The 22,189-nt window shown below is 58.6% G+C and carries 20 protein-coding genes and 1 tRNA gene; 12 read left to right on the top strand and 9 right to left on the bottom strand.

What is annotated here, in order from left to right; translation table 11 throughout:
• Window positions 1-103 precede the first annotated feature (103 nt).
• On the bottom strand, window positions 104-1,306 hold the full coding sequence (locus VR71_RS23795) for an aminotransferase class V-fold PLP-dependent enzyme (protein ID WP_045686777.1): 1,203 nt from the start codon (window positions 1,304-1,306) through the stop codon (window positions 104-106).
• A 168-nt stretch (window positions 1,307-1,474) separates the two neighbouring features.
• Window positions 1,475-2,158 carry a TIGR04283 family arsenosugar biosynthesis glycosyltransferase gene (locus VR71_RS23790; RefSeq protein WP_045686776.1) on the bottom strand — a complete coding sequence of 228 codons (684 nt, stop codon included), beginning with the start codon at window positions 2,156-2,158 and terminating at the stop codon, window positions 1,475-1,477.
• Window positions 2,159-2,222: 64 nt separating this feature from the next.
• On the opposite strand from VR71_RS23790, the gene VR71_RS23785 reads away from it, so the two are divergent.
• From VR71_RS23785 to VR71_RS23745, 8 genes are all read left to right on the top strand, one after another.
• Entirely contained in the window at window positions 2,223-2,969 is a 747-nt protein-coding gene (locus VR71_RS23785) for a folate-binding protein YgfZ (RefSeq protein ID WP_045686775.1), read from the top strand.
• A gap of 227 nt (window positions 2,970-3,196) precedes the next feature.
• A complete protein-coding gene (locus tag VR71_RS23780; protein WP_296430841.1) occupies window positions 3,197-4,651 on the top strand; it encodes a phage integrase SAM-like domain-containing protein in 1,455 nt (484 codons plus the stop codon).
• Between the two features lie 358 nt (window positions 4,652-5,009).
• Complete coding sequence (locus VR71_RS23775; protein WP_045686773.1) at window positions 5,010-5,378, top strand: hypothetical protein; 369 nt, start codon at window positions 5,010-5,012, stop codon at window positions 5,376-5,378.
• Entirely contained in the window at window positions 5,375-5,869 is a 495-nt protein-coding gene (locus VR71_RS23770) for a hypothetical protein (protein ID WP_045686772.1), read from the top strand. Before VR71_RS23775 ends, VR71_RS23770 begins: the two co-directional genes overlap by 4 nt.
• A 249-nt stretch (window positions 5,870-6,118) precedes the next feature.
• The gene (locus VR71_RS23760; RefSeq protein ID WP_045686770.1) at window positions 6,119-6,379 is read left to right on the top strand and encodes a hypothetical protein; all 261 of its coding nucleotides are present in this window, start codon (window positions 6,119-6,121) and stop codon (window positions 6,377-6,379) included.
• 383 nt (window positions 6,380-6,762) lie between these two features.
• On the top strand, window positions 6,763-7,074 hold the full coding sequence (locus VR71_RS23755) for a hypothetical protein (RefSeq protein WP_296430839.1): 312 nt from the start codon (window positions 6,763-6,765) through the stop codon (window positions 7,072-7,074).
• Between the two features lie 241 nt (window positions 7,075-7,315).
• The gene (locus VR71_RS23750) at window positions 7,316-7,525 is read left to right on the top strand and encodes a hypothetical protein (protein WP_045686768.1); all 210 of its coding nucleotides are present in this window, start codon (window positions 7,316-7,318) and stop codon (window positions 7,523-7,525) included.
• Between the two features lie 145 nt (window positions 7,526-7,670).
• Window positions 7,671-9,797 carry a hypothetical protein gene (locus VR71_RS23745; RefSeq protein WP_045686767.1) on the top strand — a complete coding sequence of 709 codons (2,127 nt, stop codon included), beginning with the start codon at window positions 7,671-7,673 and terminating at the stop codon, window positions 9,795-9,797.
• Window positions 9,798-10,315: 518 nt separating this feature from the next.
• Here VR71_RS23745 and VR71_RS23740 read toward each other — a convergent pair.
• Genes VR71_RS23740 through VR71_RS25465 form a run of 3 tightly spaced genes read right to left on the bottom strand, consistent with a single transcriptional unit; the run spans window position 10,316 to window position 12,073 of the window.
• Entirely contained in the window at window positions 10,316-10,867 is a 552-nt protein-coding gene (locus VR71_RS23740) for a toll/interleukin-1 receptor domain-containing protein (protein ID WP_045686766.1), read from the bottom strand.
• A gap of 12 nt (window positions 10,868-10,879) precedes the next feature.
• Window positions 10,880-11,539: a hypothetical protein gene (locus VR71_RS23735; protein WP_045686765.1), complete on the bottom strand. Its 660-nt coding sequence runs from the start codon at window positions 11,537-11,539 to the stop codon at window positions 10,880-10,882.
• On the bottom strand, window positions 11,540-12,073 hold the full coding sequence (locus tag VR71_RS25465) for a TIR domain-containing protein (protein WP_296430837.1): 534 nt from the start codon (window positions 12,071-12,073) through the stop codon (window positions 11,540-11,542).
• A 304-nt stretch (window positions 12,074-12,377) separates the two neighbouring features.
• On the opposite strand from VR71_RS25465, the gene VR71_RS23730 reads away from it, so the two are divergent.
• Together VR71_RS23730 and VR71_RS23725 are read left to right on the top strand one after the other, a co-directional pair.
• A complete protein-coding gene (locus VR71_RS23730; protein WP_045686764.1) occupies window positions 12,378-13,094 on the top strand; it encodes a recombinase family protein in 717 nt (238 codons plus the stop codon).
• A gap of 661 nt (window positions 13,095-13,755) precedes the next feature.
• Complete coding sequence (locus VR71_RS23725; RefSeq protein ID WP_045686763.1) at window positions 13,756-16,617, top strand: phage tail length tape measure family protein; 2,862 nt, start codon at window positions 13,756-13,758, stop codon at window positions 16,615-16,617.
• Window positions 16,618-16,938: 321 nt separating this feature from the next.
• Here the strand turns inward: VR71_RS23725 and VR71_RS23715 are convergent.
• The 3 genes from VR71_RS23715 to lepA form a co-directional block, all read right to left on the bottom strand.
• Window positions 16,939-17,013, bottom strand: a tRNA-Val gene (locus tag VR71_RS23715).
• 19 nt (window positions 17,014-17,032) lie between these two features.
• Window positions 17,033-17,554: an HU family DNA-binding protein gene (locus tag VR71_RS23710; protein ID WP_045686761.1), complete on the bottom strand. Its 522-nt coding sequence runs from the start codon at window positions 17,552-17,554 to the stop codon at window positions 17,033-17,035.
• A 91-nt stretch (window positions 17,555-17,645) separates the two neighbouring features.
• Entirely contained in the window at window positions 17,646-19,445 is a 1,800-nt protein-coding gene (gene lepA / locus VR71_RS23705; RefSeq protein ID WP_045686760.1) for a translation elongation factor 4, read from the bottom strand.
• A 166-nt stretch (window positions 19,446-19,611) separates the two neighbouring features.
• Between lepA and VR71_RS23700 the strand changes: the two genes are divergently transcribed.
• Window positions 19,612-20,121: an alkylphosphonate utilization protein gene (locus VR71_RS23700; protein ID WP_045686759.1), complete on the top strand. Its 510-nt coding sequence runs from the start codon at window positions 19,612-19,614 to the stop codon at window positions 20,119-20,121.
• Window positions 20,122-20,124: 3 nt separating this feature from the next.
• Here the strand turns inward: VR71_RS23700 and VR71_RS23695 are convergent, their stop codons facing one another.
• On the bottom strand, window positions 20,125-20,913 hold the full coding sequence (locus VR71_RS23695; RefSeq protein WP_045686758.1) for a crotonase/enoyl-CoA hydratase family protein: 789 nt from the start codon (window positions 20,911-20,913) through the stop codon (window positions 20,125-20,127).
• A 108-nt stretch (window positions 20,914-21,021) separates the two neighbouring features.
• On the opposite strand from VR71_RS23695, the gene VR71_RS23690 reads away from it, so the two are divergent.
• On the top strand, window positions 21,022-22,149 hold the full coding sequence (locus VR71_RS23690) for a pyridoxal phosphate-dependent aminotransferase (protein WP_045686757.1): 1,128 nt from the start codon (window positions 21,022-21,024) through the stop codon (window positions 22,147-22,149).
• Window positions 22,150-22,189 lie beyond the last annotated feature (40 nt).

Raw genomic sequence — 22,189 nt, 5'->3', positions numbered from 1 at the left:
CGTTGCAAAAGCGCCCGCCCGAGGGGGCGGACGGGCGCTGCGCGGCGGCGCGTGCCGCGCTTTGGCGCGTGGGACCAACGCCCCCTTCAGGCCAAAACCGCTCCTAACTCTTCCCCGAAATCACCCGAGCCGCCGCCGCCAGCCCGCCCTCACCATACGGAATATCGAGCGCCATCAGCCCGGCCTCAATCGCAGCAAGCGCCCCCAGAACCATATGCGCATTGACATGCCCCATATGGCCGATGCGGAAGAACCCATGCCACGCCGGATCACCCGGCTCTGCCATGCCAAGCCCGATCCCCAGCGTCACACCTGCATGATCCTGCACCCAGGACCGCAGGCGCGAGCCATGCGGCGCCCCGATCCGCAACGCGGTCACGGCCCGGCTGCGCAACGCGGGATCACCGATGTTCAATTCCAGCGGCCCCACCTGCCCCCAGGTCTCGCACGCGGCCCAGATCGCGCGCGCCAGTCGGTCATGCCGCGCCCAGACCACCTCGATGCCGCCCTCCGCCGCGATCAAATCGAGTGCCGCGCGCAACCCGTAAAGGTGATGCGTCGGCGCGGTGCCGCCAAAGTATTGATAAAACATCTGCGGATCGGCCCGATGGGTCCAATCCCAGTAGCGACTGACCAGAGGCATCTTCTTGCGCGCCTCCGCCGCCTTGTCCGAGAAGAACACAAACGCCAGACCGGGCGGCACCATCAGCCCCTTTTGGCTGCCCGCCACCATCACATCGACGCCCCAAGCGTCCATCTCGAACCGGTCACAGGCCAGCGAGGCGATGCAATCGGCCATCAAGAGCGCCGGATGCCCGGCCGCATCCAGTGCTGCCCGCACCCCAGCAATGTCATTGAGGACCGAGGTGGACGTATCGACATGGGTGGCCAGAACCGCCTTGATCGCGTGCGCCCGATCCGCGCGCAGCACCTCTTCCAGACGGTTGAGATCAATCGGCGACCGCTTGCCGAAATCCAGCATCTCGACGGTGATCCCCTGCCCCTGCGCGACCTCGGCCCAACCATGCCCAAACCGCCCCGTGGCCGGCACCAGCACCCGGTCGCCGGGTTGAAGGGTATTAGCCAGCGCCGCCTCCCACGCACCATGCCCGTTCGAAATATAGATCGTCGCATGTTGGCGCGTCCGCGCCACGGCGCGCAGATCGGGAATCAGCCCCGCCGTCATCTCGATCAGGTCGCCCTCATAGATATTCGGGGCGGCGCGGTGCATGGCACGCAGCACCTCTTCCGGCATGACCGAGGGGCCGGGAATGGCCAGATAGGCGCGACCGTGGGCGAGGCTCATGTGGGGGGATCTCCTGCTGCTTCGCGGCGCACCTTACGCCCTTGGCAAGCGGCGTCAATCATAGCCGCGCTCTCTTGCGTATGTCCGAGATCGTCGGTGCCAGGTCGCGTTGAAACAAGCGAATTCAAAATTCTCTTGTCCGGCATTCTCTAAAAATTCCGTGCCCCTCTAGCCCTTGCGCCGATAGGCCTCAGCCAGCCGCACAGGGTCCGCCCCGCAGAGATAACGGATCAGCGTCCAGAGGTTGCGTGCCCCCCGCCGCAGCCACCCCTCGCGCCGATACCGCGCCGCAGAGGTGGTGACCGCCAGCGGCAAGAGCGCAATGCCGCCCTTGAGCGCGCGCGCCATAGCGACATCCTCCATCAGCGGAATATCGGCAAATCCGCCCACCGCCTCATACTCCTTGCGCGGGATCAAGAGCGCCTGATCACCATAGGGCAACCCCAGCACCCGACTGCGCAGATTGGCCCAGCCCGCCACCATCCCGGGCATCACCCCGGTCGCATCAAACGACAGCCGAAAGGCGGCAGGCCCACCCAACGCCATTTGCGCACTGACCGCGCCGGCCCATCCAACAGGCAAAACCGTGTCGGCATGCAGAAACAGCAACCAGTCCCCGCCCGCCACCTGCGCCCCCCGCCGCAATTGCCCGCCACGGGTCGCCGCCCCCTGAACGATCACCGCCCCCGCCGCATCGGCAATCTGCACCGTGGCATCGCCCGACCCGCCATCGGTCACAACCAATTCACGGATCACACCTGCCTCTAGCCCCTCCATCAACGCGGCAAGACAGACAGGCAGACTCGCCCCTGCATTTCGTGTCGGAATCACCACCGAGAGTGCTGCGCGCATGACGACCCCTGTTGTGTCTGCTTTCGTGACCTATATTACGGGCGAACAACACGGGGGAAGAGGCATGACGCGCCGCATTCTGCAGATCACCGGCAAAGATGCCCTGCATTTCCTGCAAGGCTTGGTGACAAACGACCTGAACAAACTCGATCAGGGGCTGGTCTATGCGGCCATCCTGACGCCGCAGGGCAAATATCTGGCCGATTTCCTGCTGTCGCGCCACGGCGATGCCATCCGGCTCGACGTCGACGACAGCCTTGCGCCAATGCTCCTGCAACGTCTGACCCTGTACAAACTGCGCGCCGACGTGACCCTCACCCAGACCGACCTCAAGGTTCTGCGTGGCACCGGCCCGGCCCCTGAGGGCGCATTCACAGACCCGCGTCATCCGGACTTGGGTTGGCGGCTCTATGGCGATGAGGACGGCGACGACGGCAGCGATTTCGAGCGGATTCGCGTGGCCCATTGCATCCCCGAAACCGGTATCGAACTGACCCCTGACACCTTTATCCTAGAGGCCGGGTTCGAGCGCCTCAATGGCGTGGATTTCCGCAAAGGCTGTTACGTCGGCCAAGAGGTAACGGCCCGCATGAAACACAAAACCGAGTTGCGCAAAGGTCTGACCATGGTCGCCGTCCATGGCACAGCCCCCATCGGCAGCGAAATCCGGACCCCCGAGGGCAAACCCGCAGGCACGCTCTACACCCAATCCGGCGGGCGCGGCATCGCCTATCTCCGCCACGACCGCGCAGCGGCCGGCATGATCGCAGGCGAGGCGCGGGTCGATCCATTGTCCCTCACCACGCCCTGAACCGGGCATGCCTGCAAAACCCAGCGGCAAACGTCAGCCGCACAATGCGAAAAAACAGGGAAATGGTGGGTGATAAGGGATTTGTACAATCTCAGGGTGTAAAATCTCCTTAAATCCTTGATTTTACTGGACTCTAACGTCAGAAAGTACCATAGAAATAGGGTGAAAAGTACCATAGGATTCGCCCAATGCCCCCCAAGAATCGCGCCATCCCTCTGCCCCGTTACATGTCCCCCGTGCGCCGCCGTGAACACGTGGCGTACAAATACCAACGCGACGTGCCGAAAGCGCTTCACACCCTTCTGGGGCGCAAACGGTGGGACCTGTCGCTAGGGGGTGACCTGACAAAAGCAACCGCCCGCTGCGCCGCATACACCGCCGAACATGACCGGATCATAGCCCTCTTGGCGAACCCTGACTCCCGCTCTGAGGTGGTACGTCTTGGCGTGGAATCCATCACCGCTGCAAAGCTGCGCGACGATATTGAAGAGACCCCAGACGCCCTTGCGCTGACGTGGCGCGACACAGAAGAGCATATGAAAGGCGCGGCAAACCTGCGCCGATATGAGTATGAGTCCTTGGCCGGTTTCGCGTGGCAGGCTTTTGGCGACCGGTCCCATATTGACCTGATCAAAGAACCGTCGCCCGTCTTGCAAGAGGTCCTGAAGTTGACCGCCGCGCAGCCCCCGTCAGGGGGTGTTGAAAGGGCGCTCTATGATGCCATGCGCACCGCGCTAAACGCGCGCCTTACCGAACTGTCGGGACAGTCAAAACAGAATGACGAATATCGCTTGTCAGCACTGCGCGAAAAATACTTCAAGTTGAACAACTGTTCCGACGCCACGAAGCGTAGTTACCGGGGCAAGATTGACAGGCTGACAAGCTTTGCCGGTGACCTTCCATTGACCATGATCACCCCCGAAAAACTGCGCCTTTATCGCGACTACCTTCTAGAAGAGGGTCTTAAAGCGGACTCGGTGGCGCAGTATTTTGCACCCCCGAAAGCGGTCATGCGGTGGGCACTGTCCGAAGAGCTTGTCCCCGGTTTTGATGCTCTGCCTATTGATAAGGTGAAGATGCCCCGAAACGACACACCTATTGAAGAGGCGCGGTGGCAACGCTTCGACGATGACGAGATTAAGAAGGTCTGGGCAATCGTTCAAAAAGCATGGGGACCAGACTCCCGTTATGATGCAGACCGGCAAGAGGCCTTCAAATGGGCGTTTCGTGTTGCGCTCTATACGGCTGCGCGTCCCGTCGAGATTTTCCGATTGAAGGCCGAAAACGTGACGCCCAATTTTATCAGCCTCACAGAAACAAAGACGCGGATCAGCCGCAAACTACCTCTGTCAAAACATATCGCCGGATTTTACGATTTCATGCACTTGAAGGGCTGGAATCTGACCGGCAAGCCCGAGTCCGTAGCGGGCACTATGTCGGACTCTTTTACCAAAGCTATCAGGGCGGCGGGCTTCAATAATGACAGACACGTTCTGTACAGCGCCAAAGATACGCTTGTTGACCGCCTGCAGCGCGCTGGGCGGTCGGATGACGTGATCCGGGGGATCACAGGGCACGTGTCCGGACAAGGGCACCTTCGAAACTACAAAACCCGTTTGAACGATACGCCGGAAGGGCTGGCCATGCTGCGCGAGGCTCTGGACGCGGTCGAATACTGGTAGGACGCCTTTTAGTTCGGAACACATTGGCCCGCGTTAGCGGGCCTTTTTCTTGCCCTAAAGCGCACCCCCACAAGAAAATAGGTCCGATTCGGACCTTGACCCGAATCGCCGCTGAAATTTGACGGCTGCAATATTTTGAGTAAGTGTGCAAGCAGAAAAATAGCAATGTAACAAAAATTATCAAATGAGAGGTGAGCACTTGTTTACCACCATCGACCGATACGCAAACGCCGTCCGTGTCTCAGAGGCGACCGCCTGTCGACGCCTAAAGGGAATCCCTTTTCGCGTCCCTACGCGGGGGCGCGGAATCCAGTGGTATCCCCTCGGCGCAGCCGTCCAGACCCTTCGCGAAAAGGAAATGGGCGCGATTGAAGGACTCACCCGAACCGCGCGCGATTTGGACGCCGGGGACCTGTATATTGAGGCACCTGCGATCAGCATAGCGGAGTCCTTTATCGGTTGGACCACGGGCGCGGCGCGCGACCGCCTGCGCGCCGCGCAGAATGGCTTTGTGGTGGCGGTCTCGAACAGCCGCATATGTTCGCCTGCTATCGTGCGCAACCTTGACCCTTTGAGGACTCTGTTTGTGCTGAATCCGGACGTTACGCGCTGGATTCTTCTGGGGGGCACACCACCAAATGTGGACGCGCTCGCCCCTTCCTTCGCCGTGGTCAACAACGGGCCAGCCCTCGCTGAATATCACGCAAATCTGGAGCTTGTCGCATGAATGATCACGCCAATTTTATCAACATCGTCAACGGTTCTGAGGCCGTCCGCGAACGCTGGGCTGCAATCACCGAAAAGGCAATTTCAGACGCCCGAGATCACGGAGTCACTATTGAACCGAACGACGTCCTTAGCCTTCGCGAGGCGCGGCTGGCCGCTATGGGTGCGCCACTGGACGAAGCCGCCTATCGGGACGAACTCTTGAATCTTCCTGCCCTATCGAAGGTGGCTCAGAAAAAGGCCATTTCAGAGGGCGACGAAGAGGCCCGCGCCGCCGCCCTTGCGGACCTGAATCGAGGTCGCGAAAAGGAACATTATATGCACCACACGGCGCACGCCGCGCGGCGTCTGTCTGAGGCCCGCGCAATGGGAATTGCGACGCCACCCCCTGCACATGACACCATTTCTCGCGACGAAAAGTTGCGTCTAATCAGTGAGGTAGACGACGCGGCGACGCGACTCTCGCTCGCCCGAAAGTGGGGGCTGGTATGAACGTCGCGGATATTATCCAAACCATCCGCCGGGATCACGGCGGTTCATTCTGGGCCGTCTTTCATGTGGCCGGAAATGGGCACAAGTTCCTGCCCACTGGCCAAATCATTTCAGCCGCCGAATATGCGGCGGTTTGCGCCGCCTTTGCGCCAGAGCGCGAGCGCGCACCCGCGCCCCTTACCGCAGCGGATCGAAAGCGAAACACACTTCGCGCCCGTGCCGTTGAATCACATGAAGGAGGCCGCCGCTATGGGCGAAATTGACGCGGGCGCAAGCGTCCTTGACGAGCCAAGATTCGGCTATGCGGCTGGCATAGATACGTCTGGCGATTACATGCACCTATCCAAGATCGAACGTCGCAAAGCGAAGGCGAGAGAGCGAGAGCGCCGTGAAAAGTGGCGTGTTGCTGAGGCCGTCCGGGCGACGTGGTCCGACGCCGATTTTATCGCCGAAGAGGAACGGCTGCGCGCCCAGATCGAACAACTTTTGGAGTCACGGGATGCAGCGTAGTTTTGACGCCGCCCGCTTCCTCGTCGCCCGTGATAGATATTGGCGCAGGGTCGCGCTTTGGAATGCGGCACGGCTGGCATGTGGCGAAGGCCAATTCCGCGCCGCATGGCCGCAAATCGCTGAGGCGGTCACAGCACAACTTGAAAGAGAATTCGGGGCATAGGGCTTTGCCCTGCACCTGAAAACGAACAGGTCCGGCATCGTGAAACACAGGGCGGTTTGTCGTAGAGGTGCCCGCCGGACCTGACCATCCACATCTACGGTGGACCCCACATTTACACCAAATGGAGAAGAAATTGAGTAAACATCCCAATGGGCGCTTGCCCACCAAAAATGTGGGCTTGCCCGCGGATATCCCCCGGACAGCCGAAAGCGAAAGATTGTTGCGCGCAGAAATCGCGCTGTTGATGCGCAACATCGCCACCCGGACAGAGCGCTATCGGCGCGAGGGTTTCAAGATGCCTTTTGACCGGTTCGCCACCCTCTGTGATGACGACGCCCAACTTGCGCGGCGGGTTCTACTCGCCTCAGGGTGGTGCCCCGATGACGATGGCAACTGGATAATCGGGCAGGGCCTGCGCGACATCGACCGGGCGCTTTCTTGGGACCTTCTAGGGGCCACAATCGAATCGATTCTCGACGATTATCGACCCATTGATGACGATCATTCGCGCCCAATCGAGCAGGCCGCATAAGTCAAAACAGACTGTTTCCAATCTGGCGACAATGTGTGACCCCACCGTCATGACACAATATATGGTATGAGTGAAAGTGGGAATTGAGCTTCAAGCTATACGCTGAGATGGTCTTTTGCGCTTGAAGCTGAAAACCTACTTTCACCATTTATATCAGGAAGTTGTGCTATTTCCCATGGCCCCTTGCCAGACGTGGAATCGCCAAATATGTCTGAGGGCACCAGCAAAAGGAGACCACTAAATGTTGATAACAAGACAGGAAGAAATTGAAGGGCAAATAATCCGCCTTACCGACCAAATGGCGAATCTGGCGCTGCACCCGCTAACGGGGCCAAGGGCCACCGAACTGCGCCACCTTGCCCGCCGCGTCAAAGAGTTGGCGGGTTTCGCCGAAAATGACGGGCAGGCGAGTGATGGCCTGCCCAGCCCCCAGCCCGGTCCGGGCAGTTAGGGGGCCTGCCAACTAAATGGCCCCGCCCGCGTTAGCGGGCACGCCAGAGCGTCGAAAAGGAGTCGACCATGAAATAACTTACGCAGGAGAAAATTATGCATATCAATCGACCGTCGAAGCCACCCTATGCGCTAGGGGTGACTGCATGAGCTTCGATAATGAAGAAGTGATCGAGGATGACGGCACGCCGCTGCCGTCGCTTGGACGGGTGCGCATGTCACCGGGGGCGGCAAAGCTTCGTGAGAAGCTGAGCGGCGCAGACATAAAAAAGGTGCGCACTGCCAAGCCTATGGACCCCGAAGAGGCGGCGGAAAAGTTGACCCGCCGCGACGAAAAGGGGCGTCTGCGGATCGTAGCCTTGCAGGATAATCAGCTTGTTGTGTTGTTCGCCCAACTACACGCGTTCGGCGCAAGCGACATAGAAAAGGGGCGCATTAAGCGGATACTCAAGGAAAACTGGCCCGAGTATCATTCCAATTTTCTGGAATCGGCCCGAAACCTTGCGGAATCCGAATTGGCGGCGGCACGCCGTTCCAAAAGCATGAAGAACGAAGAGTCCAACGTTATCGACCTGAATGGATTCGACGAACTTTGTACATATGGGCGCAAGCACCTTGAACAGGGAAGCGGGGGGACTCGGCCACCTCTTTTTACGCACGGGTCTGAGGTGGTGAGGGTCCGCGAGACGGGCGACGTCCTTATCGAGATATTGAATCAAAAAACGTTCAATCATGCCCTGAATACGCTGGCCCCCTATCGAAAGACGCGCGGCGATAGCGACCATATCAGCGCCGCCGCACCACGGGATGTAGCGGAACACTTGTTTTCGGACCCCGCTTTGCCGTTGCCGAACCTTGAAAAGATCATCACCGTTCCGACATTCACGTCGGATGGTGATTTGATCCAGACTCCGGGATACCACAAGACGTCCGGACTTCTGTATATGCCCGCCGCTGGTCTCGTCGTGCCGTCTGTTGACAAGGTGGACAGGGCGGCGGCGGTAAGTGCGGCGGCGTATCTGGTGGACTTGGTCGCGGACTTCCCTTTTGATGGCTGTACGCGTGCGCAGAACGTCGCCAATCCGGGCGCATCGCTGACGAACTTTATTGGTATGATGATCACCCCTTTTGTGGCCCCGATTATCAATGACGTGGTGCCAGCGCACCTTCTGACAAAACCCGCCCCCGGTACCGGGGCATCACTTCTGGCAGAGACGTGCCAACTTGTAATCGACGGCAAGACCGATCTGCGCCCGCCCCTTTCGCGAAACGAGGATGAGCGCCGTAAGGCCCTGTTCACGGCCCTGCAGAATCCGAAGAACTTCCTTGTCTATGACAATGTGGATGGTCAGATGGACTCGCCCACGATTGCGTCCTTCCTGACGTCTCGCGAGTGGACTGACCGCGTTTTGGGGCGGACAGGGGAACGCACGGTGCGCAACGGTTCGGTGACGGTGTGGACGGGGATCAATCCCGGCTTCTCGCCGGAATTGCAGCGCCGCATAAGCCTCATTAAGCTTGATGCGAAGATGGCAAATCCCGGCGAGCGTGACCCGTCCACCTTCAATGTGAAGGGCGACCTAAAAACCCATATTCGCCTGCACCGTGGCGAAATCATCGCGGCCTGTCTTACGCTGGTGAAGTTCTGGATTCAGGACGGTAAGAAGAAGGCCACGGGACTCCCTCTGGCCTCATTTGAACGGTGGTATTGGACCGTGGGCGGAATCCTTGAAGCGGCTGGACTCGACCAGTTCCAAAAGAACCGCGAGGATTTGGAAACCGTGACCGGTGGCGATGGTAACCCGATGCAGACGCTTGTGGCCGCGTGGTACAGCGCGGCCCGCGACCGGGCGCACCCCATGGACATGGAAGCCACTGCGTCCGGTGATGGTGGACTCTTGGCTCTGGTGCAGGACCGTGAAATCAGCTTGCCGCTGCGTCTCAAGCGTGACGCGATCAGCGATTACGATTATTCGTCGAAGAGCTTCGGAACATATCTGGCGCAGGCCAAGGATAGCACTTTCAACGTCGAATATGGGGGCCGTGAAATTGCCGTCTCTTTGACTTTTGTGAAGCGGACGAACGGCGGCGCGCTCTGGAGTCTGGTGGAGCGGGAACCGGTTGAAACGCCTAACGGCGTCAAGCCCCGCCCCGTTCTGGAACCACACCTGCAGGCCGTCGCCACTGCCGAAGAGGTTCAATCGTTTCGGTGTTTGCGTCCTCAGCACAGGAGCGCGCTCATTGCGAAGCTGGAAAAGCGGGCGGCGGCTTAGAAGGCCCCATATCAGCGCAGTTTACGGGGTCGCGGCATGCTGCGACCCCCTTTCGTTTGGCGAGGGGTGCCCGCATGGGCGTGACTTTGCGTGACTTTGGAATCGAAATACACGCCTAAAACACGCCGTTAAGTAATTGAAAAATAATTATAAAACTTTGATTCGTGCTTTAGTGACTTTGAAAAGGGTACCTGAATCTATAGAAAAATGACCCCCACCCTTGCAGGGGGCGTGTCGTGAGGGGGGGGGGGGTCATTTTATACAGCGCCGGGATACCGGAATCAAAGTCACTAAAGCACGAATTCGTATAAAGGATTGCAAATAAAAGACAAATATCGGTGTATTTGGCGTGTTTTAGGCGTGTATTTGATTTTGAAAAGCACGCAAAGTCACGAATTCATGTTCAAAATTACGGTTTCGCGGCCTTTTGGCCCGTGCCCGCGTTAGCGGGAGGATAGGTATGTGATATTAGGGCCGCGTTAGCTGCCTTTATCGTCTGCGGAATGTTGGTGTAGCCATTAGTTTCTAAGCCAACTTGAAAGTTCGGAAGCCGTGTTCCGTTTCTTGTCTAGAACCATCCAAACCTTATCGTCATGCCCCTCCAAATCACCATAGACAATGCGATCATACAGCCCCAAGTATTCCCAAGAAATCCAAGCTGTGTCTGTTGATTGCTCGACTACGGGAAATAGCGCAATCTTGTTGTTATTCTTAAAACCGTCTGCGAGTCCTAGTTCCCATGGGACCCACTTACTTTCCTTGCTGTTCTCGCTTGCAAGTAGCACGAAGCGGCTGGATTGGCTCACCCTTTGCCGAAGGGTCTGGGCAGTTTCTTTGTTGGTATATGGAGGCAAGGTCGGGTCCTTCTTGTCGATGTAAACGCTTGCACCATGAGACTCCAGAACACGCACCACCCCCGCTAGTGCGTCTTCGTCCTTGCTTGAATGAGAGAGAAATGTTGCGCCGTGAGGGGACCTTTCCTCCACTCGTTTCATGAGCGCTTCGCGGTCCTGCAGTCGCATGTTCGTTGCAAAGCGCCGAAAGTCAGCTCTGGTAAAATAGTCTATCACTACAATTCGCCTTTAGCCTCGAACCAATTCGTTCATTTTTTTCCTGTAGCTGATTAGCCGCTTATTCACGGCAAGTATGTCTTCCACCAATTCGGCATATGCTGGAAATTGCTTCTGCAGCTCCTGAGGTTCTGCATCCGACTTACTGTCCATTTGGCGTTCATACCAGTGACGGAAGCGTGCCTGCCACTTCGTCAGGTGTGGCCTCAGACCTTCGTTAAGGACCTCGACAGACAGGTCAATGATCTTACTGGTACTATTTCCGCGTACCTTGGAAACTGGAATGTCCTTAATCAATTCGCGAGTGACCGCGAAGAATGCGTACCAAGAATCATAAATTTCCGCGATTACATCATCTTCTGGATCAATCGGGAGACCAATCTTGCGTGTGCTTAGCTCGACCCAGATACTGTAAGCAATTTGTCGGTCCGTGTCGTTGGGCCGGAAGGACACTTTATGATCACCTAATCCCAGTTCCGCACTATCAATCTCGAAGTCTGACAACTTCCAGCCGTAGTACCATCGCAGGCCAAGCCACCCCAAGGCAGCAATCACGATAAGGATGATCACTGGCAATGGTGCGATGTGCAGGCTTACGCTCCAATCATCTGCGAGAATGATCGAAATCAGGTCCTCTGTAGCGCCCCTTTCTGCTTCTTCTTGCTGCTCCATTTAGCACTGCCTGTTGTAAGACATGCGGTCGCGCGGATTATTGATCAGATGGGCATGTGTTACACGCCGTTGGAAGGCACTTTCAATACCTTCAACAAGGTCCGCTGTCGTAGCAGGGTAATCCATATGTCTTGCGTAACAATCCACCGTAGGCCAGTTATAGGAAAGGTTTTTTTCAAACCTTGGCGGGAAGGTATGGAAAGACGGTAACTTGACCCCGAGCAAGCCATTTGGCGTGGTATTCTCGCCTCGTCGTAATGAAGATTGAATTTCCCAGTCCACGTAACGCCGCGCCCATGTGCATCTTCCCATAAGGACAATGGTCACAGTTGAGTCGGCTAAGAAGCGCCTTCGGATTTGGCTCATTACATAGTCCGTATTAGTACTATTTATCACGTCACCAGGCATTTCTTCTCCCAAACCCCGCGCAATAAACGTGTCACGCTCATGGTCAAAGTCGCGAACAAATTTGTTCACCGCGTCCTGATCCACGTGGTGATATGAAATAAAGCATTTGCGGCGAACCGTAGGCATTTACTAATCCTTCAATAGTTGCGCCATCTTCCTACGCTCAACTATAATGTCATACCGTCTCCTAGATATTATGTCTATCTCGCGTCAGGTGACACATATTGCTCACGCATTTGAGCCGTGTCAGTCGCCATGCGTGCTGCGAAGCGCAACATCTCAAAAGATGTATACCATAGTATACAATGGTATACCGAGCCGCTATAAACGCACTGTTTCCAAAATAAGCTATTGATTTGACTCGCTTTTTGTGCCGTTCCCCTGCTATAAATCATTTAAAGAATCGCAACGAACGTAGGATGGATTTAAAATGACCAAAAATGACTGCATCGAAGGACCCTTTATCGCCTATTACCGCGTGTCCACATCCGGGCAGGAAAAGAGCGGAAATGGCCTTGCGGCGCAGCGCCGGGACATAGACCTCTTCCTGTCCGCTTACGCGTGTCAGGGGGCGTCTGTAGTCGCTGAATATACGGACGTAGCTAGCGGTAAGTATGACGATCCGCGACGCCGTCCGGCGCTCTCTGAGGCTCTTGCACATTGCCGTAAAACTGGGGCCATTTTGCTGGTATCAAAGCTCGACCGACTGTCTAGAAAGGTCCTACATATTGCCCAGCTTCTGGACGATAAAACCGTTAAATTTAAGGTAGTTAGCATGCCTCATGCGGACAACTTCCAGCTACATTTGTATGCCTCTCTTGCCGAACAAGAGCGCGAGTTTATTAGCCTCAGAACCAAGGCCGCGCTGGCCTCTGTGAAGGCCAAGGGAAAGGCCCTCGGGGGTGACCGTGGCGGGGCCGCTAACGCGGCCCTTGCCAATCGCCGTATCGCCGATCATCACGCCCAGAACATCGCCCAGATAGCCCAGCCCATGCGACAAAACAAAGCGACATATCAACAGATCGCAGACGCCCTGACCCGCGCAAATGTCGCGACTCCGCGCGGTAAACGGGTCTGGCACCCTCAGACCGTAAAGAACGCTCTGGCACGTATAGAGGCCCAGAGCGCGCCCACGCCAGACCATTGAAACCACTGGGAAAATGGGTGGAGAACAGCCTGATATTGCCCCCGGAATGGTCAGGGACCTTCGGAATCGGCATGCAGGACATAATCGGGCCGGGATACTAGGTGTGGTGGCTGGTGCCCGCGTAGCGGGCTATGCCAATACCCACCAAAACACCATTTTATATAATGAAATCAATTACTTATAGGGGACCCAGACGGGGGTATCCCCCTACCCCAAAAGGGCGCGCAGGTGCTACAGACACCTATGCAACTTTGTTGTTGCTATGTAGTTGCGATATCACCAGATTCCGCCCGTTTTAGTTGCATTACACAGTCTTACGCCGGGTGTAAGATTCAAACCAAAGGGACCCGCCGCTAGAGCGAAGACCCCTGTTTCGATTCACATATGGCCCCAAAAATTTTCAATTTTTTGACCAAATATAGTTGCATGTTCTGAGGCCCTTTAGGCCCCTAGGCCTGCCCAACCGTTCCCTCTTTGTTCTTTGGTCAATCGCCCGACCCGTGGTAAAATGGGCGTGCTCTGGTCAAGCACGCGCGAACTTCTCCACGCGCAGGCGTAGCGCATCCAGCGCGCGCAGGGGACGGTGTTCTGTCTCGCCGTCCCCCCTCTTTTTCAGACCCAACAGACAGATCATATCAGACCAAAATAGGCAGAATCCAGAATGGCAGAGACCCACGAACTACGTCTAAAGATTGACGCATCCGCCGCTAGACGCGGCTCAACAGAATTTAAGGCGGCAATCGAGTCCGTACGTAAGGCCGTCCGGGACCTAGAGCGCGACAGTGCCGGTGCCTTCACCAATCTGCGCCGCGTCGACACATCCGGCATGCAGGCCGTCACACGCGAGACGCAGAACGCAGCCCGCGCACAATCCACCCTGACCACCGCCGCAAATCAGACCGCCGAAAACATACGCAAGCTTGCCCTCACCAGCGCTAACGCGCTCCGCGTCTCGACCGACCAAGCCTCTCGCCTGCGTGATCGACTCCTATCCGTAGGGGACACCGCCGGACTCGCCCAACTAGAGGCTGGGCTAAATCGCCTGCGCACCAGCTTGGTAAATGCCACCAGCGGCCTAGACGTCAGAGAGGCCCGCGCGGGATACGCAGACCTCGCATCCGAACTGAATCGGACCGCACGTGAATCCGAGCGCCTGCGCGCCGAAACGATTCAAGTTGCGAACGCCCAAGAACAGGCCACCAGAGAGGCCGAACAGCGAACCGCCGCCCTAAATAGGCTGCGCGCCGCCCATGATCCGCTGTTCGCCAATTCGCAGCGATATGAAACCGCCCTGCGCGAAATTCAAACGCTCGAAAGCGCCGGTGCTCTATCAGCCGGACGCGCTGCACTGGCCCGCGAACAGGCCAGCCAATCGCTACTCGCCGCCAGTTCGGCGAATACAGCCTATGCCCGCACCGCCCAGACGTCGAACTTTCACACCGCCAATATGGCGGCGCAGTTTAACGATATTGGCGTCATGCTGGCCTCGGGACAATCGCCCCTGATTTTGGCCGTCCAGCAAGGCACGCAGATTTCGCAGGTCCTGAATCAAATGGGGAGTCGGGCCTCTATTCTGTCCACCCTGAGGGCGGGTTTCGCGTCTATGGTTTCGCCCGTTTCACTTCTGACCATCGGTGTAATCGCAGGCGGTGCCGCCCTGATTCAATGGGCGGCGGGTGCCCTTGGCGCGTCCGAAGAGACGCAATCTTTTTCGGACGCCCTGTCCGCCGCTGACTCCGCTATTAGCACCCTGCGCAGCGCTACAGACGCCCTTGCGGGTGGCAATCTTGAACGCCTGCGCGAACAATATGGGGCCGTGAACAGTGAGCTAGACGCCCATCTTGAACGATTGCGCAAGGTCGCAGAACTTGAGGCGGGACTCGCCAATTCGGCCCTAATCGACTCGATCCGGGGCGAACTGACCAGCGACGGCAACATATTCACAAACGATGTGGACGCGGTCCGTCGCGCATTTGAAACGACGAACGACCAAGCGCGGACCCTCTTGTCCTTGATGCAGGACGTCAAGAGCGCTCGCACGTTTCAAGAGCAAGCGGACGCGGTCACACGTCTAAGACAGGCCGTCGAATCCACCACCGGCGGACTCGACAAGGCCGAAGGGTCTGCAGCCGGTGTATTGACGCAGCTTGTTCGGTCTGAGGATGCAGCCCTTCGACTCCTTGCGGCGCAGAATGGCACGACCAGTGCGACGGACAACGCCGCCGCCGCCGCCAGTTCTCTTGCTGGTCAGGTCGGGACCGCCGCCAATGAAGCCGCCCGTCTTTTGGCAAATCTGGGGTCTGCCCCCGCCGCCCTGTCCGCCATTGGTAAGAGTGTGCAAGAACAGATTGGCGAGATTCAGGCCCAAAACAAGAGTCTGAATCTTCAAATTTCGCAGGGGCTTAACGCAGCGACGGCAAACCGCCGGGTGCAGTTGGACCAAGTAATCAGCGATGCAATCAAGCGCGGCGAACCGCTGGGCGCTGACCAGATCGCCCCGCGCCTTGAAGAGATTGCAGCCCTAGAAAAGGCCGCAAAGACGCAAGAGTCTTTGCGCAAGACATTGGCAGAGGCAAATCGCCCCGTTTCCACTGGCGGCGGTGGTGGTCGCGGCGGGTCCCGAACAACCGCCCTTACAGAAGAACAGAAAGCAATTGAGCAAACGACGCAGACCATGCGGGAACGGTTGACCAGCCTGCAAGCTGAAAATGTCGCCATTGGTCTGGTCACATCTGGCCAGTTTGAAACGTCCGAAGCGGCGCGGTTGATGGCGCAGGCCATGATGGAAGGCGGCGGCGCGGTGGACGCCCAAACGGAAGCGATGATCCGTCAAATCGACGTCGCCCAGAAGTTGAACAATGAACTGCAGAACGCCGCGAGTCAGGGGGCCAAGGCATGGCTCGACGCCGTGCCGTCCTACGCTAAGGCGGGCAGGATCATCGAAGAGGAGGTGCTTGATTCCATTTCCGCCGAAATCGCAAATTTGGCAAAGACCGGGGAACTAAATTTCGCCCGCCTTGCGGACTCAATTTTGAACACAATGATTGATTTGGCGGCGCAGCTTGCAACAAAGGAACTTGCTGGGCTGTTCGGCATAGGCGGCGGTGGTGGCGAAGGGTCTTTCCTATCGGGTCTTTTCGGCGGTGGGGGCGACGGCGGCGGCTTTCTTGCAGGCCTATTTGGGGCGGGGTCAGAGGGTGGCTATTCGGGCAACCTACCGGGGCGCGCGGTCGCGCCGATTTCAGCATTCCGACATGCGCCGCACTTTTCAGAAGGAACGGCGAACACCAGCGGAATCCCGGCCATTCTTCACGATAACGAAGCGGTCATACCTCTATCCAAGGGGCGCAAGGTCCCTGTTGAAGTAACCGGCGGCGCAAATGGCGGCGCAGCGCAGATGCTACAGTATTCGCCCACCTATAATATCACCACACCCGACGCCGATAGTTTCCGAAGATCGCAAAACCAAACTGCGGCGGATGGTCTGTCCGCAGCCCAACGCGCCCTGCGCAGGAACGGGTGAGATCATGAGCCGACTCGGAATCCACGCCGCCAAAATCGAAGCAATCCGCGAACAGCGCGGGCTAACGCCCGCCGGTTTCAGGACGGACGGAACGGACCCCGAAGCAACATCAAAGGAAGCGATGTTGCAGGACCTGTATCACCGGGCAGACGCGCGCCTTCCTGCAGGACTAGGTTACACCACGCCCCCTGAGCCTGCGTCCGACCCCGAAGAATAGGCCCGCGTTAGGGGGGGCAAAGTACCATAGAAATTAGGGGGAAAGTACCATAGAAACCGACCCCGAATTTCCCTTAAGTTCCTGTTTTTATTGGATTTTTGTAGTGGTGGGTGATAAGGGATTTGAACCCCTGACATCTTCGATGTGAACGAAGCGCTCTACCACTGAGCTAATCACCCGCCGTGGGGGCTTTTAGCGTCACTCTTCGCCCTGTGCAACCTCATCTTTCATGTCATCGTCACTGTCCTGATCATCGGTCCCGGCATCCGATCCGGACCCCGCTTTCGGCTGCCTGATCTTGGCCACGATGATCCGCGCATTCGCGACATCACGGACCCGGTTGATCTTGATCTTGCCCATTGGCGGCAGGTTCAATTCGCGCCCCTCGGCCAACGCCTCGCCCAGCACTTCAAGAACCGCCTCAACGACGGGCTTGGCGTATTTCTTCTTGATATCGCCCTTGCCCAGAACCTTGTCGATCAGTTCCTGCTTTTTCAACTCCGGCCCGGCATCTGCCGGGATCGTGTCCGTCACGGTCAGGGCGATGACATTATCCGCCGCACTGTTCTGGGGCGCGATGACCGCCGCACTCTCGACCACGGGGACGGGTTCTTTGACCACGCTGGGTTTGCGCGCCGTCTTGGGCTTGGCCGCGCTCGTTCTGGTCGTGCTTTTGGTCGATGTCTTGCGCGGGCTCGTTGATTTGGCCTTGGTCGTCATGATGCGCCTCAATTGTTTCGCTGCTGGAAACACGCTAGCGCGCAGCACGACATAACGCCAGACAGAGTTGCGCCGTCACAGGAATAGGCGCTCAACTATCCATCTTGAGCGCGGAAATGAACGCCTCTTGCGGGATGTCCACCTTGCCGAACTGGCGCATCCTCTTCTTGCCGGCCTTCTGCTTTTCCAACAGCTTCTTCTTGCGCGTGGCATCCCCGCCATAACACTTGGCCGTCACATCCTTGCGCATGGCCGAGAGCGTTTCGCGCGCGATGACCTTGCCGCCAATCGCCGCTTGAATCGGGATCTTGAACATATGGCGCGGGATCAGATCCTTGAGCTTTTCCACCATGGCGCGGCCACGCATTTCCGCGCGGTCTCGGTGCACCATCATCGACAGCGCATCAACCGGCTCATCGTTCACAAGGATCGACATTTTCACAAGACTATCCTCGCGGTAGCCCTGCAGCTGATAATCAAACGAAGCATAGCCCTTGGTGACCGATTTCAGCCGGTCATAGAAATCGAACACCACCTCATTGAGCGGCAGATCATAGACCACCATCGCCCGATTGCCGGCATAGGTCAGGTCCATCTGGATGCCGCGCCGATCCTGACAGAGCTTGAGCACATCGCCGAGATACTCATCCGGCACCAGAATGGTCGCCTTGATCCGAGGTTCCTCGATATGGCTCACATAGGTCAGATCCGGCATGTCGGCGGGGTTGTGCAGATCGGCGCGCGTGCCGTCCTTCATAAAGAGGTGATAGATCACCGACGGGGCGGTGGTGATCAGGTCGATATCGTATTCGCGCTCAATCCGGTCGCGGATCACCTCAAGGTGCAAGAGACCCAAGAACCCACAGCGAAAGCCAAAGCCGAGCGCCGCCGAGGTTTCCATCTCATAGCTGAAAGAGGCGTCATTCAGCGCCAGCTTCTCGATCGCGTTGCGCAGATCCTCAAACTCGTTCGAATCCACCGGGAAGAGGCCACAGAACACCACCGGCACCGAGGGTTTGAACCCCGGCAACGCCTTGGCGCAGGGGCGTTTTTCGTGGGTGATGGTATCGCCCACCTTGGTGTCGCGCACCTGCTTGATCGAGGCGGTGATAAACCCGATCTCGCCGGGCCCAAGGCTCTCGACCTTTTCCATCTGCGGCCGGAATACGCCGATCCGCTCGACGTTATAGGTGGCCTCGGTCTGCATCATATGGATACGGTCGCCCTTTTTCATGCGTCCGTCCATGATCCGCACCAGAACGACCACGCCCAGATAGGCGTCATACCAGCTATCCACCAGCATCGCCTTGAGCGGCGCAGCCTCGTCGCCCTTGGGCGCGGGCAGATGCTTGACGATGGCCTCCAGCGTCTCGGCAATGCCGACGCCGGTCTTGGCCGACACACGGATTGCACCGGAGGCGTCAATCCCGATCACATCCTCGATCTGTTCGGCCACCCGGTCGCATTCAGAGGCGGGCAAATCAATCTTGTTCAGGATCGGCACGATCTCATGGCCCGCATCAATCGCCTGATAGACATTGGCCAGCGTCTGCGCCTCGACGCCCTGCGTGCTGTCCACCACCAAGAGACTGCCTTCGACCGCGCGCATGCTGCGGCTGACCTCATAGGCAAAGTCGACATGGCCCGGCGTGTCGATCAGGTTGAGCACATAGGTCTCGCCGTCCTGCGCCTTGTAATCAATGCGCACGGTGTTGGCCTTGATGGTGATCCCGCGCTCGCGCTCGATATCCATGGCATCGAGCATCTGCTCTTTCATGTCACGGTCCTGAACCGTCCCGGTCGACTGAATCAACCGGTCGGCAAGCGTGGATTTCCCGTGGTCGATATGGGCCACGATCGAAAAATTGCGGATGTGAGCAAGGTCTGTCATAGCCTTGGCATATGTATGGGAATAGGCGTTTGGTCAAGGTGGGATGATGCGCGCCCACCGGCGCAGGGGCCCACCCGCGCCCGATCAAACACAGTCCGGGCTTTTGTCCCGCCCCATAGGGGTCTAAGGGGGATCAACGCCCCTTTTTTTACCGGAGTTTCCTGTTATGTCCTGCGCCCTCTGTGCCACCGATGCCCCCCTCACCCCCTATCCCGTGACGGGCGGCCCCGACGGGGCAAGCGTCAGCCTCTGTGCCACCTGCGCCGATCAGATCGCGGGCACCCCAGACCCGGAGCATTGGCGCTGTCTGGCCTCAACCATGTGGTCCGAGGATACCCCGACGCAAGTTCTGGCCGCGCGCATGCTCACTCGCCTCAGCGACCATGACTGGGCGCGCGATCTCAGCGATCAGCTCTGGCTCGATGATGACACCCGCGCATGGGCCGACAATATCCCCCGCGACAGCGGTCACCGCGACAGCAACGGCGTGCCCTTGGCCCAAGGCGATACCGTGGTCCTGATCAAGGATCTGCCGGTCAAGGGTGCCAATTTCACCGCCAAACGCGGCACTGCGGTGCGTGGCATCGCGCTGGTCCACGACAACCCCGCCCATATTGAAGGCCGGGTCGAGGGCCAGCGCATCGTCATCCTGACCGAGTTCGTCAAGAAACGCTGAACCCTAGCCCCGGAACACCGGCGCACGCCCGGCCAGATTGGCGGAAATCTGCTCCATCTGGTCCGGCTTGCCGATCAGCGCGGCCTGCTCACGACTTTCCGCCATCAGAACGGCCGCCTCATCGGCGCCGCTTTCGGCCAGACCAATCAGGCGCTTGGCGGCCCGTATCGCCGCCGGGCTCTTGCCCGCAATCTCGGACGCCAAATCGCGCGCCATGGCCAGCGGATCATCGGCCAGTTCCGTCACCAACCCCCAATCCCGCGCCTGCACGGCTGAGACGGGCCGCGCCGTATAGGTCATGCGCCGGATCACGTCCGACCGGGTCAATTTCGGCAAGAGCGCCATGCCGCCCATGTCCGGGATCAACCCCCATTTCATCTCCATGATCGCCAGTTCCGTATCCGGGGCCGCAATCCGCACATCCGCCCCCAGCGCAAGCTGGAATCCCGCGCCGTAAACCGCGCCATGCAGCGCCGCGATGACCGGCACCGGCAGATCCCGCCAGACCATCACCACCGCCTGAAAGAGATTGCCGGTGCCATGCGTGCGCGGCAGACACAGCGCCTCGGGATCACCTGCCGCCAATTGCGCAAAGCTCATCACATCGAGACCTGCGCAAAACGCGCGGCCCTCGCCCGACAGCACCACAGCGCGGATATCCGCATCACTCAGCGCCTGCCCCGTCGAAACAAGCGCCTCTGCCATCTCTGGATCGACCGCATTGCGCTTGTCCGGACGGCTCAGCGTGACATGTGCGATATGATCCTTGATCTCGGTCGTGACTCGGGCCATGGCCAATCCTCCCTTTTGCACCATGAAACACCACAGCCCTGCCGCAGACCAGCACAACGTCGCGGCACACCCTTGCAAGGCTCTGCCGCATCCCGTTAACTGCGCCCCATGACATATCCGCGCTATACCCCGCTGATCCAAAGCCTGCCCGCCGCTGTCCCCTTCGTTGGGCCGGAAGAGCAGGAACGCCAACGCGGCGCGCCCTTTGCAGCACGCCTCGGGGCCAATGAAAACCTCTTTGGCCCGTCCCCCAAGGCGCTTGCCGCACTCCGCGCCGAGGCTGAAAATGTCTGGAAATACGGCGACCCCACCAGTCATGACTTGCGCGCGGCGCTTGCCGACCACATGCGCGTGGCGCCAGAGAATGTGCTGGTGGGCGAAGGCATCGACGGCCTTTTGGGCAATCTTGTGCGGCTCGTGGTTGGCCCCGGTGATGCGGTCGTCACGTCGGACGGGGCCTATCCCACCTTCAACTACCATGTGACGGGATTTGGTGGCACGCTGCACAAGGTGCCGTACCGCGATGATCGCGAAGACCTGCCCGCCCTCATCGCCCGCGCGCATGAGCTCGGCGCAAAACTGATCTACTTCGCCAATCCCGACAATCCGATGGGCACATGGGTGCCGGGCGCGGATATTGTGACCGCCCTCGACACCCTACCCGACGGCTGCCTTCTCTGCCTTGACGAGGCCTATGTCGAGTTTGCGCCCGAGGGAACGGCGGCAGAGATTGCCGCCGATGATCCCCGCGTCATCCGCATGCGTACCTTTTCCAAGGCTTACGGCATGGCCGGGGCCCGCATCGGCTATGCGGTGGGGGCCACAGCCCTGATCAAGAGCTTCGACAAGATCCGCAACCATTTCGGCATGAACCGCATGGCGCAAGCCGGGGCACTCGCCGCGCTCCGCGATACCGATTGGCTGGCACATGTGCAGGCCGAGGCGCGCCGCTCCCGCGACAGCATCGCGCGAATCGCCAAAGAGAACGGGCTGAGCGCGCTGCCCTCGGCCACCAATTTCGTCACCGTCGATTGTGGCCGCGACGGCGACTTTGCCCGGCGCGTTCTGGCAGGGCTGGTGGCACGCGGCGTCTTCGTCCGCATGCCCTTTGTCGCGCCACAGGATCGCTGCATCCGCATCAGTTGCGGTCGGACAGAGGAGATGGAGACCTTAGCCAGAACCTTGCCCGAGGCTCTGACCGAGGCAGATCATGCGCCCGACTCCGTCCAAAATTGACCTCGCCGCCCGTGGGACATCGTAAAGGCTGCGACGGCAC

Origin of the sequence: Roseovarius sp. BRH_c41, from assembly GCF_000961715.1 — a bacterium.
Taxonomy (GTDB): Bacteria; Pseudomonadota; Alphaproteobacteria; order Rhodobacterales; family Rhodobacteraceae; genus Roseovarius.
This window is presented reverse-complemented; position numbering and strand designations above follow the sequence as displayed.